At 55.4% G+C, this 16,641-nt stretch carries 13 protein-coding genes; 9 read left to right on the top strand and 4 right to left on the bottom strand.

The features are described 5' to 3' along the window. On the bottom strand, positions 1–239 hold a 239-nt coding region (locus ONB24_14200; protein MDZ7317262.1), incomplete at its 3' end, for a hypothetical protein. Between ONB24_14200 and ONB24_14205 the strand changes: the two genes are divergently transcribed. Then, entirely contained in the window at positions 193–2,001 is a 1,809-nt protein-coding gene (locus ONB24_14205; GenBank protein ID MDZ7317263.1) for an ABC transporter ATP-binding protein/permease, read from the top strand. The genes ONB24_14200 and ONB24_14205 overlap by 47 nt on opposite strands. Before the next feature lie 473 nt (positions 2,002–2,474). After that, a complete protein-coding gene (locus ONB24_14210; protein ID MDZ7317264.1) occupies positions 2,475–3,539 on the top strand; it encodes a glucose-1-phosphate thymidylyltransferase in 1,065 nt (354 codons plus the stop codon). Positions 3,540–3,747: 208 nt separating this feature from the next. Here ONB24_14210 and ONB24_14215 read toward each other — a convergent pair whose 3' ends face one another. From ONB24_14215 to ONB24_14225, 3 genes are all read right to left on the bottom strand, one after another. Further along, a complete protein-coding gene (locus ONB24_14215) occupies positions 3,748–5,121 on the bottom strand; it encodes a glycoside hydrolase family 92 protein (GenBank protein MDZ7317265.1) in 1,374 nt (457 codons plus the stop codon). Between the two features lie 35 nt (positions 5,122–5,156). After that, entirely contained in the window at positions 5,157–6,941 is a 1,785-nt protein-coding gene (locus ONB24_14220; GenBank protein MDZ7317266.1) for a glycoside hydrolase family 127 protein, read from the bottom strand. A gap of 212 nt (positions 6,942–7,153) precedes the next feature. Then, on the bottom strand, positions 7,154–7,840 hold the full coding sequence (locus ONB24_14225) for a DUF1080 domain-containing protein (GenBank protein ID MDZ7317267.1): 687 nt from the start codon (positions 7,838–7,840) through the stop codon (positions 7,154–7,156). A 269-nt stretch (positions 7,841–8,109) separates the two neighbouring features. Here ONB24_14225 and ONB24_14230 point away from each other — a divergent pair, with 269 nt between their 5' ends. The 7 genes from ONB24_14230 to ONB24_14260 form a co-directional block, all read left to right on the top strand. Beyond that, a complete protein-coding gene (locus ONB24_14230; protein ID MDZ7317268.1) occupies positions 8,110–8,607 on the top strand; it encodes a M23 family metallopeptidase in 498 nt (165 codons plus the stop codon). Positions 8,608–8,706: 99 nt separating this feature from the next. Further along, positions 8,707–9,510, top strand: coding sequence for a M48 family metallopeptidase (locus ONB24_14235; GenBank protein ID MDZ7317269.1), 804 nt, complete (start codon positions 8,707–8,709; stop codon positions 9,508–9,510). Positions 9,511–9,634: 124 nt separating this feature from the next. Beyond that, on the top strand, positions 9,635–12,058 hold the full coding sequence (locus tag ONB24_14240; protein ID MDZ7317270.1) for a CotH kinase family protein: 2,424 nt from the start codon (positions 9,635–9,637) through the stop codon (positions 12,056–12,058). An 81-nt stretch (positions 12,059–12,139) separates the two neighbouring features. Continuing rightward, positions 12,140–12,955, top strand: coding sequence for an FkbM family methyltransferase (locus ONB24_14245; protein ID MDZ7317271.1), 816 nt, complete (start codon positions 12,140–12,142; stop codon positions 12,953–12,955). 275 nt (positions 12,956–13,230) lie between these two features. Next, positions 13,231–14,532 (top strand): PmoA family protein, encoded by a 1,302-nt coding sequence (locus ONB24_14250; protein ID MDZ7317272.1) that lies wholly within the window; start codon positions 13,231–13,233, stop codon positions 14,530–14,532. 29 nt (positions 14,533–14,561) lie between these two features. Then, complete coding sequence (locus tag ONB24_14255) at positions 14,562–15,374, top strand: ThuA domain-containing protein (protein ID MDZ7317273.1); 813 nt, start codon at positions 14,562–14,564, stop codon at positions 15,372–15,374. A 75-nt stretch (positions 15,375–15,449) separates the two neighbouring features. After that, the coding region (locus tag ONB24_14260) for a Gfo/Idh/MocA family oxidoreductase (protein MDZ7317274.1) at positions 15,450–16,641 on the top strand (1,192 nt) is incomplete at its 3' end.

Raw genomic sequence — 16,641 nt, forward strand, 5'->3', positions numbered from 1 at the left:
TAAGTGCAACAGTTATTCATGAAATTATTAACTTCATTAGTCAAGGGACTAATGAAGTTAAGGATATCATGGATTAATGTTGCACTTGGACTTTTGTATTTTCGAACTATATGATTTTTTTCTTTAATTTTGGCATTAACAAAAATTTGATATACAACAAATTTACCCTTCCAGCCCCGTTTTATTCTTTCAATGCATCGCTCTCTAAAATTTTTTAAATACCTAAGACCTGCTCTCACCTATATTTTCCGCAGTGATCGAGTCGGTGCATCAGCGAGCGCTGTATTATTAGTACTGCAAAGCGCCTTGCCCTTAGCCTCGGTCTATTTGATGAAGCTGACCGTCGATGCGATTGCTGCAGGTGTGAGCAGCAACCCGCAGGCGGCGTTCAGTCGCGCCGCGCTGTATGTGCTGCTGCTCGGCGCAACGGCGGCGCTGCAGCAGAGCCTCGGATCGCTGGCCGGATGGCTCAACGAACGGCTGTCTCTGCGCGTGCTCGATCAACTGAGCGACCAGCTGCACGCCAAGTCCGTCGCCGTCGATTTGGGATATTACGAAAATCCCAAGTATTACGACACGCTCCACCGCGCCCAGCAGGGCGCGGTGCATAGGCCGATCAGCGCCTACACCAACCTGCTGCAGGCGCTGCAGAACGGCCTGTCGATGGCCGGCATGGTGGCGGTGCTGCTCTCTTTTCATTGGCTGATCACCCTGCTCCTAATCCTCGCCGTCATTCCCGGCGTACTTTTTCGGCTGAAATTTTCCCAGCGTCTCTATCATTGGGACCGGTCGCGCACCGCCTCGCAGCGGCATGCCTACTATTACAGCTACCTCCTGACCGGAGATGCCTTTGCCAAAGAAATTCGCCTTTTCGGCCTAGGCCCGCTGTTTATGCGCAGATTCCATCACCTGCGCCGCAAGCTCCGCGACGAAAAGCTGGACTTGGCGCGACGCCGAACCGTTTTCGAAATCATTTCTCAGCTCATTACCGTCGCCACCATTTACGGCTCATTCCTCATCATGGCGTTTCGCGCGGTTCACGGGTTTATTTCCCTCGGCGACCTGATTATGTACTATCAGGCGTTCCAGCGCGCGCTTTCGTTTTTCAATAATCTGCTGAGGAGCGGCGCCTCGCTGTACGAAGACTCGCTCTATTTGTCGAATCTGTTCGAATTTCTGCAGCTGGAACCCCAGGTGATCGACCCGCCGAAACCGCGGCCGATCTTTCACCGCATCGAACGCGGCATCGAGTTCGTTGATGTCTCTTTTACCTATCCGGGCGCCGACCAAGCGGTTTTCGCCGGCTTGAGCTTTCATGTTGCCGCCGGAGAGCACATAGCCTTGGTGGGACGCAACGGCGCCGGCAAGACGACGCTCATCAAGCTGCTGTGCCGGTTATACGATCCGGATGACGGCGTCATCCGCATCGACGGCGTCGATCTGCGCGAGTTCGCGGTGCAGGATCTGCGGCGGCAAATCGCCGTAGTGTTCCAGGATTTCGCACGCTACCACATGACAATAGGCGACAACATCTGGTTCGGCGATGTGTTTCGCGATAGGAAGGCGGAGGAGCTCGAAGCCGCGGCGCAAGCGGCCGGACTGGATGAAGCGTTGCGCCGCATGCCGAAAGGTTTGGAAACGCTGCTCGGCAAGATGTTCGACGAGGGACACGAGCTGAGTCTGGGCGAGTGGCAAAAGATCGCCCTGGCGCGTGCTTTGTTACGGCAGGCACCGATCATCGTGCTCGATGAGCCGAGCAGCGCCCTCGACGCCCGTTCCGAAGCGGAGCTTTTTTATCGTTTGCGAAAATTGGCTGAAGGGCGCACCGCTTTTCTCATCAGCCACCGCTTGTCCACGGCGCGGCAAGCCGACCGCATCGTCGTTCTGGACAACGGGCGGGTTGCCGAGGAAGGCACACACGACCAGCTCATGGCGCGCGGCGGCGTCTATTCCGAGCTGTTCGAGCTGCAGGCGAGGCAGTATGGAAAAGGAGAAGGTTAAAGTCCGACTACCAAAGTCAAATGTCCAAGGTCCAAAGCTTTTCTATTATACGCGGCATCAATAGGGTTATAGCAGATAAATGCTTTCGTCTTGTTAAGAGATGTGATAAATAAAACTAATGAAGGATGGGGGATAGTTTGAAACACTCATTATTTGCTCTCTTTTGCCACTGAGGCACGGAGGACACGGAGAAATCGATATGCTTCGATATTCTGGTCGATCTTTCGAGTGATGTATTCAGATTATGACAAATTTAGACAGCTTTCAGTATTATTTCCCAAGACTGCCCTCTGTGTACTCCGTGTCTCCGTGGCTAACTATGAATCAAGCTTACCGATAATTGCATACTGTAGCAAAGGTTAGGAAAAATATTGGAGCCAGGAGGTTCTTGGCGGATTGAAATATTACTCTTTTTCCAAAACCAAATCCTTATTAAATTCGCCTGCATAAACAAACGAAAAGGACAGATGACGATGAAAGCACTGATCACCGCCGGCGGCAGAGGCACTCGACTGCGTCCCTTGACGCACACCCAGAACAAGCATCTTTTACCGATTGCCAACAAACCGATTTTGTACTATGCCTTGGAAAAAGTCGCCGAAGTCGGCATCAAGCAGGTGGGCATCATTACCAATCAGGAGGGTGAGGAGGTCAAGCGCGGCCTGGGGAGCGGCGAAAAGTGGGGCGTGGAGATCACCTACATCCCTCAGGAAGCGCCGTTAGGGTTGGCGCATGCGGTCAAGATTGCGCAGCCGTTCATCGGCGACGATCCGTTTGTGTTCTATTTGGGCGACAATATGGTGGTCGGCGGCCTGCAGCGATTTATCGACGCTTTTTATGCCGAGAAATCCAACTGCCATTTGACGCTTTCGCGCGTCAAGGATCCGGAGCGGTTCGGCGTGCCGGAGCTGCGCGGCAACCGCATTGTGGCCATCGAGGAAAAGCCGCAGCATCCCAAGAGCGAATATGCCGTCACCGGCATTTATATCTACGATTCGACCATCTTTGAGGCAGTCAACGCCATCAAGCCGAGTGCGCGCGGCGAGCTGGAGATTTCCGACGCCCATCAATATCTGCTCGACCACGGCTACTCGATCAGCTACTCCGAGATCACCGGTTGGTGGAAGGATACCGGCAAACCGGAAGACGTGCTCGAAGCCAATCGATTGATACTGGAGCACATCGAGCCGATGCACAAAGGCACGGCGGATGAAGATTCGTACGTGACCGGAAACGTGGTGATCGACGAGGGGGCGCGCATCATCAACAGCGTGGTGCGCGGGCCGGCGGTGATCGGCAAAGAAGCGGTAATCGAGAACAGCTTTATCGGGCCGTTTACCTCCATCGGTCATCGATGCCGCGTGCGCAACAGCGAGATCGAGTTCAGCATTGTGCTGGACGACTGCGAGATTCTCGACGTCGGCATCCGCATCGAGGGCAGCCTGCTCGGCACCTCGACGCGCATCGTCAGCTCGAACAGCCGGCCGCGTTCGAACCGCTTTATGGTCGGGGATCAGAGTTTGATCGAGATTCCGTGATGGGTCAAGTCGAAAGTCAAAAGTCCAAAGTCATATCGATTGACGGCAGAAAAGTTTTGCCACGGAGGCACGGAGATCACAGAGATAGGTAAGAAGGGTTAAAAACTCTATGATCTCTTTTTGTCCGTTTGAGCATCTTTGGGGTAAAGTATGCGCAATATTGAGAAAGCCTCTCCGTTCTTACAAGTTCCCCCCTTTGTAATTCTTCTCATTTTTTGAATTGAACCTTCAGCGTTCCGCCTGCTTCGGCGTCTTGGCGCGGCAGGAAGGCGCCGGCGAGCTTTTTGCCGTTCCACTTGACGGCGCGTATCTCTTTGGCGTTCGTCGCACCTTGAGAGAGGATTACCAGCGGCTGAGAGCCGCCGAGCGCCGTCGGCGTGATTTCGATGCGGTCAAAGGCGCCGGGGGCCAAGACATAGCCGTCGGCATTCGGAAGAACCCCCAGCAAAGTGCAGGCGAACAGCGCCGGGTCGGCCAGAAACGGCTTGGTTTCGACAGCCTGACGCAGCAGGGCGCTCAACTGTTCTCCGCGGTTTGGTGTACCGGCGGTTTTAGCGATGAACACCGGCAGCCTTTTATCCGCCCGCAGCGCACTGCGATAAGCCTCCGTAAGTCGCAGCCAAAGCGGTATTGGTGTCTGCTGCAGGGCAACCGGCGATTGTACGGCCAACAAATGGCTCAGGCAGACGTAAAAGAGCTCTTTCAGCTTGGGATCGTCGCTCCAGACGCGGATTTGATAGAGTTCGCTCTCCCACTGCTCGCGCGCTTTTTGTCGCGCATAGGCGAACGACCAGTAGGGCATCTCGCGGTCGAGCAGCGCCCGCACCGTTTCCCAGCTTACCGGCGAAGCCGCGATTTTCACCATGAATTCGTTGCCTTCCAGCGTTGAAAACTGAAAGAAGGCTCCGACGTCCTTGCCCTCCACCTGCCAGATCTTTTGTGACTGCCGTTTGCCGTCCTTGAATACGCCGCCGTCCATTGCCGACCACTCAAAGCGAACGACATAGTAGACTCTCTCGCCCCCATCCTGCTCGACATAACCTTCCATTTCCATGGGATTGGCGAGGCGGATCATGGCGACCCGGCCGGGAGCAGGCTGAACATAAATGAATGACTTGCCGAACTGCCAGCGAAAGACGGCGGCGCCGCATTGCGGCGAGGCGACCGCTTCGACGAAAATTCCTTCGGGAAGTTGACGCAGCTTGTAATAGGCCGGGGAGGCATTCTCCAAGTCAAACGGCGACGGCGGGTCATTCGGCAGTTTGAGCTCGCTCATCGAAGGCCGCAGCCGCAAAAGCGGCGCGTCCGCGCGCTCGGCGAGAAGAAAATCGAGGCCTTGAAAGCGGCGGTTGCCGCCCAATTTCGGGTCGTTTTCCGCTACGGTTTGAAAGGAGGGCCGCAGTGCCGTAGCGCCGTTCGGAACGCGCACCAGATGCTCCGTTACATAAGGAGTGGAATCGATAACCGCCGGCGGATTGAAAGGCGGATTTTTCTTCGATTGCGGCGTACAGGCTGCTAAAAATGCTAGACCTATGAACACCGAAACAATAAAGCGGTTGAGCTTGTTGAGTCGAAATCGCATGCTTCTTTCCATTCTTTACGGTTGTCTATAAATTTTTAACGGATTACCACCGGCATACGAATCATGACTTCGTGGCGCCGGATCGGCTTTTCGCCGTTGCGCATAAAGTTGCGCCATTCATCGCTCCATTCATCAAGCGCCGTCTGTTCGCTCAGCGGCGTCAAAAATACGGTGGAGACAAACCCGTCGATGCCGGGCGCAAGGCGGTCGATCACTGCCGGAAGCATGAAATGCGCCTTTGCGCGTAGAAAAGGGGCAGCCGTGTCTTTGAGCTGATAATTTTTGCCCTTTTCATAGGTGACCAGCGACGGCAAGCGAGAATTGCGCTGGCTGTCCGCAGCGAGCAATAGAGGTCCGTAAAAAAAGCTGACCCGGTAGGGCTCGCGCAGTTCGCGACTTTCCAGCAGATTGTTGCCTCGTTCGTCGATCAGACGAAGCGCAAAAGGCATTTCAAGGGTGACGCTGTCGTTCTTTTGCCATGTTCGGGTGATTACGATGTAACCGTCCGCTTGCTCGGCTTTTATGGGTTTGCCGTTCACTCTAATCTGCCATTCTCTTGCCCATTCGGGAATGCGCAGGCAGAGGGAAAATTGGGTCGGATTGCCAACGCCGAGCCGTAAAGAAATGTTCCCATTTTGGGGATAATTGGTTTCGAGGCGCAAATGTGAGCTTGCGCCTTTGAGTTTGAGGTCGAATTCCATGGGGGCGTAAAAGTTGATCCACACCGTATCTTCCTTCACAACGGCGGCGAAATTGGCCAAGTCGATAAACGCCCACAAGCCGTGCATGGTGCAGCACCACCAGGCTTCGGTGTACTCGGCGGCATAGCCGTTCGGCGTGCGCTCGGCGTGTCCGAACGCGCCGTTGCCGGTCTGATGAAAATCGAGCGCATTGAGCCAAGCGTTTTCGGCCTGGTCGAGGTAAACGGTGCGATGCGTGATCTGCCAAAGAAAAAGATTCAGGCGAATCCAATCGGCGACCGAGCAGCCTTCCGTGCGCAGATCGTCCGGAAAGAACTCGCAGATGCCGCCGTCGCTCGGCACGCCGTGCCGCAGGATTTTTCCCCAATAGAGGGATGTCAGCCGCTTTTCCAGTTGTCGATCGTCGGTCAGATCGCACAGCATGGCGGCGCCGACCAGGGTGTTGAGATAAGAATGCGAATGATACTGACCGAATTCGGGAAAATGAGCCAGGATCTGATGAGCGGCATCCAGTCGCTCTGTTTTTGGGGAGATCATCTGCAGCATCATCAGGCCTTCGAGGATGCTGGTCATGTGGGTCTTGATGAAATGGCGGCGATTGGAGGCTTCGTTGGTCCACTTGATCAGGGGCGAGAGATCGCTCCAAGGGTTATCGGCGTACAGCGTCCGCCACAGCGGAATATCGGCCGTAAGATAGTCGGCGAGCTTTTCCGCCGCCTGCAGCGCGCGCGGATCGCCGGACGAGCGGTAATACATGACCAATCCCGCCAGCAGACGTCCGTGACCAAAGATTTGCCTGCCCCATTCATCCCAGCCTAACTGTTTCTGGTCGAGGCCGAAATAGCCTTCCGGTTTTTGCGCCGCGAGGATGCGTTCGAACAGACTGTCGGCGCGGCTCGATCGCTTGCCGGTGAGGAGCGCATGATAGCTGAGAACCCCAAGCGTGCGTCCGGAAACGTCGCCTTCGTACTCCTCGAAGCGGCGCGTTAGCTGCGGATCGCGTCGGACGTCCTGTGCAAGCAGATCGAGATCGAACGGCGAGCCGTGCAGCCGTTTCAGCGTCAATTCGATACGGCGACCGAATTCTCCGTCGAAGCGCACGTTCCTTGGATGTTCCACTGCTGATGCCCATGCAGTTTGAAGGCATAATGCAACGCAAACGATACGGATTGATCTGCTCATCGGCTCACCTCATTGTCCTGCACTGGAAACTGACGGGCGCCGGCAGAACCCTGCGCCTTGTCGATTCGGCGGATCGAATGCCCGGCCCCGGCTTGGCGTTTTCTTTTCCTTCAAGGGGCGGCGCTGCGCTTCGATGCCGGCGACGGCGTTCAGTTCAATACTTTGATCTTTAGGTTGCGGAACCAGATGGGCGCATCAGCGTGCTTGCCTTGCAGGCCGATGTGACCCTTTGTCGGCAGTTCAGCCAGCGGTTTGCTGAGCCAGGCGGGAATTTCGCTGCCGTCGGGGTTATGCGTCGCCGAGGTCCATTGTTTCATGTTCATGTGGGTGACGGTTTCGCCGTTCAGCATGACCCAAATGAGGCTGTCCACGCAGGTGACGGTGCAGCGGTTCCATTCGCCGGGCTTTTTGACCATACTTTTGCTTGCCGCCAGGCGGCCGAAAATGGCGCCGCACTGCCAGGTGCGCGGCATGTTTCCCCATTTAGGCGAATAGTCGTCGGCAATCTGAATTTCGACCGAGTTCGGGATCCAGTCGTTGATGTCCGAGCAATAAACGATGATGCCGCTGTTGGTGCTGTCGGCGGTCATGAATTCGAGATCAAGGATAAAGTTGTCATAGACCTCTTTGGTCCAGATGTTTTCATCATAGGCGGCGGTCAGGATGCCGTTTTGAAACGTCCATACGGTATCGGCATAGACGGCGTTGGAAAGATCCGGCGTAAAGAGATCCTGCCAACTGCTGGAATCCGGATGGGTTTTGGGCGGAATTTGCTCTTTGCGGCTGCAGGCCGCCAGGGTAAGGGCGATCAACAAAACAATGGACAATTTTTGCATGACGCGTCTCCTTAAAAAGTCGTCGTACGATTGAATTAAATGTAAGAATTTTTATATGAGAATCAAAGACGGAAGAGGTAAGGAGATGTCGAATGTCAAAGGTCGAAAGTCGAAAGTCTGGTAGAGGCGGGTCTTTGACGGCTGGGAAAAAAAATTTTTGATTTAATTGCAAAACAATACGACTTGCAATTTCTCGTTAAATTTGCCATTTTAAAATAAGGAGAAGAGGGTCGATGATTTGGCCGGTTCCGCAAAGTTTTAATAAGATAATGCCTCGACGCGGTGAGCGCGGCGGATTTTGGGAAGATCGCGGCGACCGGAGACATACAGGCGTCGACCTCTACGCACCGGAGGGGAGTCCTGTTATCGCCTGCGCCGATGGTCGAGTCGTACAAATCGGGCTCTTTACCTCGCCGAAAGACATTTGCTATTGGCGCGAAACGTGGTTTTGTCTGGTCAGGCAGATGAACGGCCTTTATGTGCGCTATGCCGAAATGGGGCAAGTATGTGTCGGGGAAGGCGATTATTTAGCGGCCGGGGAACGTATCGGCAGTATCGGGCGAGTGCTCGACCTGGATAAAGTGGACGCTTCAGCGCCGTTCTATATTCGCCGGCTCAAGGCTGAGGGGTTTCCGGCAATGCTGCATCTGGAAATGCTCAAGGCGCCGCCGCAAGCTTGGCCGGACTATCGCGGCGGCAACTGGTTCGGTGAAGGGGATGCCCCTTCTTTCCTTGATCCGCAGGCGGTTTTTGACAGCACTGAGTAGATGAAGCTTTTGCCCGCTTAGGGTCGGCAAGGGGAAACAAAATAGCCGAAAGCGGGTTTTTATGATTCGGTCATGAACCTAAACGCATTGGGAGGCGTTATGAAAATTGGAACCAGATTGAGCATCGTTCTCATGGCGGTGCTGAGCGCCTGCACGACGGTACCGATCACCGGCAGAAAGCAGCTCAATCTCATCCCGCAATCCGACATGCTGTCGATGAGCTATCAACAGTACGATGCTTTCCTCAAGGAGAACAAGCTCAGCACAGATTCCCAGGCTACGGCAATGGTCAAGAGCGTCGGCAGCCGGATTCAAAAGGCGGTCGAGCAGTATTTTGCCGAGCAAAAGATGAGCAGCCATCTGCAGGGCTACAATTGGGAGTTCAATCTGGTGGAGAGCGACCAGGTCAATGCCTGGTGCATGCCGGGCGGAAAAGTAGTGGTTTACACCGGAATCCTGCCGCTGACGCAGGATGAGGCCGGTTTAGCGGTCGTTATGGGGCATGAGATTGCCCATGCCGTCGCAGAGCACGGCAACGAGCGCATGAGCCAAGCGCTGCTGCAGCAGCTCGGCGGCGTGGCGTTGACCGTGGCCATGCGCGACAAACCCGAGGAGACCCGCAATCTTTGGCTCTCTCTTTACGGCGTCGGCACGACGGTGGGTGCGATTTTGCCCTACAGCCGGCTGCATGAAAGCGAAGCGGACGAGCTGGGTTTGATTTTTATGGCCATGGCGGGTTACGATCCGAACGCCGCTATTCCGTTTTGGCAACGCATGGCGGCTCTGAAGGGAGGGCAGGCGCCGCCTGAATTCCTCAGCACCCATCCCTCGGATGAAACGCGCATCCGTAAAATCAAAGAAATTTTGCCGAAGGCAATGAAGTACTATCGGCCGCAGCAGTAAACAGTTCGGCGACGGTTCAGCCGTCGCCTTTTTATTTATAGGAGCTTGTTTCCGTCAAGCTGAACCGACTTTGGGTATCATGCGAGGGCGGGTTTCCATCGACGGCAGGTGAGGACGCTGCAACTTGAAGATCAGGACGTTTCTCGAATTTATCGGCCTATGGTCGACTCTATTATTTTCAAATCTGTCGGCGCAGGTGGTGATCAATGAGGTCTGCCCGGCAAATCTGAGCGGACCGCGCGATGAATTCGGCGAGCGCGACGACTGGATCGAGCTTTACAATGCCGGGAATCAGATGGCGGATCTTTCAGGCTGGTGGATAAGCGATAATCTCAAATCGCCGCAAAAGCATCGGCTCGTGGGTCTAATCCTTCCGCCGCAAGCCAGGCTGATTTTATGGGCAGACGGGCAACCCGAACAAGGGCCGACGCATCTTTCGTTCAAGCTTTCCCGCAGCGGCGAGCAGCTCATTCTGACGGCTGCGGACGGTATGAGCGAATTTTTTCCCTACCCAGAGCTCCCGCCTGATCAATCTTTCGGCCGTTCGCCCGACGGTGACAGCAAACTGGTTATTTTTCCGACTCCGACGCCCGGCTCTCCCAATCCGGCAGCTGACAAGATTATCAAAAAGCCGCAAATTTTTCCGAGTGGAGGCGTTTTTAACAAACCGCAATGGATCCGCCTGGCTTCCGAAGATGGGAATGTTGAACTTTTCTTTACACTCGACGGCAGCCTGCCCGATCCGATTGGCAACTCGAATGCGGTTCGGCGGTACACGGAACCGTTCTTACTCGACAGCTCAGCCGTAATTCGGGTACGCGCTTTTCGCGACGGCAGTCCGCCGAGTGAAACCGCCTCTGCAGTTCTTCTCATACGGCCGCCGCATCGTCTGCCGATTCTGTTGCTGCAGGCTGATCCTGCCGATCTTTTCGATGAGCGTTACGGCATTTATGCGCACGGCGACAGCAGCGGCAGCCGCTGGGAACGTCCGGCTGTAGTACATTTTTTTGTCGACGGCCGGCGAGAGTTTTCTGTCCAAGCCGGTTTGCGCATCCAGGGCAACACCGGCAGACAGATGCCCAAAAAGTCCTTTCGCCTGCATTTTCGTAACCGTTTCGGCGCCGAGCGTCTCTCTTTTCCTCTCTTCGCAAACGCCGCCGAATCCTTTACGAGTCTGGTTCTGCGCGCCGGTTATGATGATGATCTGCAGAAGGAAACCGGCACGCTGCTGCGCGATCCAATCGTCAATGAGCTCTACCGCCGTCTCGGTTTGCCGACCTCCCATGGCCTCTTTTGCGTTCTCTATCTCAACCATCAGTTTTGGGGCATTTATGAACTGCGTGAGGACATTCAGACGGACTTTGTTCGGGCTTATTTCGGCATAAGCGATCCGGACATCATTCGCCTGCGCTGGGGCTACAATAACTGGGAGGTGGATGCGGGCGATGCTGTGGAGTGGCAAAACCTGCTTGACTTTTTTCGCAGCGGCAGCTTTGAAGAGGACCATGCTTTTGCCGAATTGGCGCGTCGCATCGATGTTGAGGCGATGACGCTTCTGCAGGCGCTTGTCCATGCAACGCAGTACCGCAGCTGGACCTACGGCGCTTTCTTTTTCCGCGATCGGCGAACCGACGGACCGTGGCGGTTCACCATTTGGGACATGGATCGCTCACTGAGTTCTCTTGCCTGGAACGGCTTTTCCTACTATGCTCAGCCGACGGGCGAATACTGGATTCATTTTATCGTGCAAAAGATGCTCGAAAATGAAACCTATCGCCGGCGTTTTCTCAATCGCCTGGCGGATTTGCTCAACAGCCGCTTCCATCCTCGGCAAACCCAAGCTGTGCTCGATTCCCTTGCGGCGGCAATTGAACCTGAAATTCCATTCGAGCAAAAGCGTTGGATTCCGGGCGAGGATCGCTGGCGTGAAAATGTGGAACGATTGCGCAGCTTTCTCGAAGTGCGGCCGGATACGGTGCTGCAACAGGCGGCGCGATTCTTTCGCATCCGTCCGGCAGTCACGATTCATATCGACGTCGACTCGAGTCGGGGCAGGGTCCGTCTCAACACTCTGCTGATCGACGGTCAATTCAGCGGCCGTTACTTTCCTGATGTCCCCATCGAATTGACCGCTTTGCCGAACGACAGCTTTGCTTTTGTCGGCTGGAGCGATCCTTCCCTGCCGGAATCGGCTTCGATCGCGCTTACGCCGACTGAGAACATGAAACTTTCGCCGGTGTTTAAACGCCGCAATGGATTTGATACCGGCGACATGCTGAAATCATTGACCTTTTCTCTCGCGCCCAACGTCCCCAATCCGTTCAATCGATCGACAAACGTGAGTTTTACACTTCCCGCAGCCGGTCGCGTTCGCTTGGCGCTGTTCGATCTTCAAGGCCGCCTTACGGCCGTTTTACTCGAAAGCGATCTGCCTGCCGGCGCGCACGAATTTACTTGGGAGGCTGAATCGCAGGCTGCCGGCGTATATCTGCTTTGTTTAGAAAGCGGCGGTGAGCGCCGAGTGCGCAAAATTACGTTGCTTAAATGATCTGAGGCGTTTAGATTTCATCGTCCTGCACATTCTCGACGAAACGGAAGATTATTTGTAATTCGAAGAGGAGGAACCTGCTTGAATCCGCTCTTTCGCGCCATGGCGCGAAAAATCATGGCGCCGCGCAAAGGCTATCCGACTGATCTGACTCCCAAAAGCGAGGTGGAACACCTGATTCGCTCTCTTTGGCCGCTGCGCGGCGGTAAAGAGCTGATTCGGCTTGGACCAAGCGGCGACGGCGGCTATCTGGTCCCCGACGATCTGGAAGGCATCGTCGCCTGCTATTCACCGGGTGTGAGCACGGTTTCCGGCTTTGAATGGGAGTGCGCCGAACGAGGAATGCAGGTTTTTCTTGCCGATGCCTCGGTCGACAAGCCGGCTGTCGATCATCCGCGGTTCCATTTTACGAAAAAATTCATCGGCGCCTTCGATGAGGGCGAGTTCACGACGCTGAGCCGCTGGGTCGATGCCGCCGCTCTGCCGCCGCAGACCGACTTTCTGCTGCAGATGGACATCGAAGGATACGAGTACGAAACCCTCCTTTCGACGCCGATCGACCTGATGCAGCGTTTCCGCATTATCGTGATTGAATTTCACTGGCTGGACCAGTTGTGGAACCGACCGTTCTTTCGCATTGCCTCGCGGGCGGTACATAAGCTGCTGTTGACTCATGCCTGCGTGCACATTCATCCCAACAACTGTCGGCCGACTCTATCGCACCTCGGCTTAGAAATTCCCGAGTACGCCGAATTTACGTTTTATCGACGCGACCGTATTACCGACACCGGCTTTGCGAATCGCTTTCCTCATCCGCTCGATTGCGACAATACCGATGATCTGCCGGTTCCGCTTCCCAAGTGTTGGTACGGATCTGCGGAAACGCGTGAAAATTAGTTTAGCCGGTTTTAGCCACGGAGGCACAGAGGGCACGGAGGATAGGTCTGAGGAATAAAGTTTTTCGGTTTTTCACAGGCTATTCTACCGGAATTAAAGAGCAAAAAGTTTTCTCTGTGTTCTCCGTGTCTCCGTGGCTAAATTTGACCTGTAAATGTGCATCTGGAATTTTTTTGCCATGGGGGCACTGAGGACACGGAGAATGAATTTTAATAGGCTGGTAAGTTAATTTTTTCCGTGCTCTCCGTGGCACAACATTCTATGGAGGAAAAGGTATGCGGGCTGTTCATTTGATGCGCCATCGATTTAACGTTTCCTTTTTACTCGCCGCCTTGGCGCTCGGCGTCCTCCCGTGTTACGGCGAAAGCAATCCGATAGCCAAACTGACGCTGGCGGCCGAGCATGATCTCTACGAAGCGCCGATTTCTATCGACTTGAGCGATTTAGCCGGTATTCCGTTCGATGAATTGCGGCTTTATGAGCTCACCAAAGGAAGGCGACGGCCGGTCCCTTGTCAGCTCGATCCGGCTTTTACGCCGCGCCTTTGGTGGGTAGCGGACGGACTGACCAAAAAGGGAAGCAGGCGCGTTTATGAGTTGGTCGCCGAAAAAGCGACTCCTTTTCGGCAGCTGACTTGTCTGGCAGACAGCGGGCGGATTCTGCTGAAGGACGGCGAGCAGCCTATGCTGGCCTATCAAGCCGCAGTGGTGCCGGCGCCGGAAGGCGAGAGTCCTCTGTTCGCCCGCAGCGGCTTTATTCATCCCCTATGGGCGCCCGGCGGACAGGTGCTGACCCGCATCCAGCCGCCCGATCACTATCATCATTACGGTATCTGGAACCCGTGGACGAAAACCCGTTTTCAGGGGCGCGAGGTCGACTTTTGGAACATCGGCGGCGGCCAGGGCACGGTGCGTTTTGCCGGCGTATTGTCGACGGTAAGCGGCCCAGTCTTTGCTGGATTCAAGGTGCGGCAGGAGCATGTGGATTTTACCGGCGGTCGAGAGGTTGTTGCGTTGAACGAAGTGTGGGAGGTGCGCGCCTGGGCAACCGGCGAACCGCAACGGCTGCGAATATGCGACCTGCATACGACGCTCTCCTGCGCCTCCGACAGCGCGCTGATTTTAGAAGCCTACCGTTACGGCGGCGGCATCGGTTTTCGCGCGCTGGAATTATGGAACAAGGACAACTGTTCGGTCTTGACTTCCGAGGGCTTGACCCGAAGCGATGCGGACGGCAGCCGTGCCCGCTGGTGCCGTCTGGAAGGCGACGACGGAGCCGGCGGTCGTATGGGCATTCTCTTTCTCAGCTTTCCGGCCAATCGAGAACATCCCGAGCCCATGCGCGTTTGGCCGTTGGATGCCAACAACGGTCGCGGCGATCTGTTCTTCGAATTTTGTCCCATACGCCATCGCGAATGGGTGCTGGAACCCGGCCGCGAGTATGCCCTGCACTATCGCCTGGTGGTCTTTCAAGGGAGCTTGTCTCCAGAAGAATGCGAACGCTTTTGGCAGAGCTTTGCGCATCCGCCGCGAGTCAAGATCGAGCGTTTGAGCAAAGCAGCTAAAACCGGGCGTTAGTTCCGTCGACAAAGCTATCGAAAGAGGACATGATGGGCAAAACGATCATCTCGATGATTCTACTCTGTACCTCCCTATTGACGGCCAAAGAGCGGCCGAATGTTTTGATCTTTACGCGCAACGGCGAGGGATATGTTCATGACAATATTGCCGCGAGCGTCGAGGCTCTGCAGGGCATTTGCAAAAAGCGCGGCTTTACGGCAACCGTCAGCGACGATCCGCAGGTGTTTACCGAGGAAAATTTGCGCCGTTTCAAAGCCGTGATTTTCAGCAATACCAACAATGAGGTGTTCGACACCGACGCGCAGCGTTTGGCATTTATGCGTTACATTCAGGCGGGCGGCGGTTTTATGGGAATTCACTCCGCCTGCGCCACGGAAAGGCGTTGGCCGTGGTTTTGGGCTATGGTCGGCGGCGCGTTCGTGCGCCATCCGGAGCTGCAAAAATTCTCCATTGTGGTAGTCGATTCGATGCATCCGGCGACGAAATTTCTGCCCAAAGTTTGGCCCTGGGAAGACGAGTGCTATTTGATCGACCACCTCAATCCCGATATCCGCATCCTGCTGGCCGTTGATTTGCGCACGGTTCGCGATGACCAGTTGGAAAAGTTTCCCGGCAAAGTGTTTGGAGATTACTATCCCTTGGCGTGGTACCATGAATACGACGGCGGCAGGCAATTCTACACCGCCTTGGGACACAAAATCGAGCATTACCGCGACCCGCTTTTTCTGCGGCATTTGGAAGGCGGGCTTTTGTGGGTTGTTCAGGGACGCAGGATCGATTTTCGCAAAGCCACGGCGGCTAACGTCGAACTATTGGAGAAACCGTACGGTTTGCAATAGCTGCAAATACGATGGTGAAATATGAAAAAAGCGAGTTTAGCTAGTCTATCCATATAGAATTAGGAGAGGCCAATTATGAAGATTTCGCGACGCAACTTTCTCAAGAGCGCGGCGGCTGCCGCGGCGTTCAGCGTGCCGACGATCGTACCCTCTACGGTTTTCGGTGCCAAGGCGCCGAGCAATCGCCTTTTGATCGGTCAGATCGGCTGCGGCCGCATTGCCCGCGACCACGATCTGCCGGAGACGATGGCGGACGAGCGGGCGCTGGTGGTTGCCCTGTGCGACGTCGATTCGAAGCGTCTGCGCGAGGGCAAAACGTTTGTCGAAGAGTGGTACGCCAAGCACAATCGGCCGATTCCGCCGATCAAGCTGTACGGCAATTATCGTGAGCTGTTGGCGGATCCTGAGATCGACGCCGTGGTCATCAGCACGCCGGATCATTGGCATGCGCAACCGGCGATCGAGGCGGCTTTAGCGGGCAAGGATATCTATCTGCAGAAACCCTCCGCTCTGACCGTGCGCGAAAGTCGACAGTTGAGCGACGTCATTCATCGCACCGGACGTGTCTTCCAGATGGGCTCGCAGCAGCGTTCCATGCCGCAGTTCCGCATCGCCTGTGAGTTGGTGCGCAACGGCCGCGTCGGCAACCTCAAGCGAATCGTCATCGGCCTGCCGGTCGATCCCTCAGGTGACGAGGAGCCGGAAATGCCCATTCCGCCGAATCTCAACTATGAAATGTGGCTCGGCTCCACGCCTTACGTTTATTACACCGAAAAGCGCGTGCATCCGCAGAACGACTATTCGCGTCCCGGCTGGCTGCGCTGCGAGCAGTTCGGTGCCGGCATGATTACCGGTTGGGGATCGCATCATTTGGACATCGCCAACTGGGCCATGGGTACCGAGTACACCAATTTCGTCGAAGTGGAAGCCGAAGCGCAGTTCCCGACCAAAGGGTTGTGGGATGTGCATGGTCCCTTTACCGTGCATGCCAAGTTTGCCGACGGCGTCGAGATGATCGTCTCGGATTCCTTCCCCAACGGCGTGCGCTTCGAAGGCGACGAAGGCTGGATTTTCGTGACGCGCGGCAACTATGCGGTGACTGCCAGCGATCCGGTGTCGCAGAAGAACAGCGAAGCGCTTTCGGCAAGCGATCCTAAATTGCTGTCGCCTTTGCCCAAAGACGCGGTGCGGCTGCACGTCAGCAATCAGCACCACATCGATTGGATCAACGCTGTTTTCACGCGAACGCAGCCGGTGGCGCCGGTCG

Source organism: candidate division KSB1 bacterium, assembly GCA_034505495.1.
Lineage (GTDB): Bacteria > Zhuqueibacterota > Zhuqueibacteria > Residuimicrobiales > Krinioviventaceae > Fontimicrobium_A.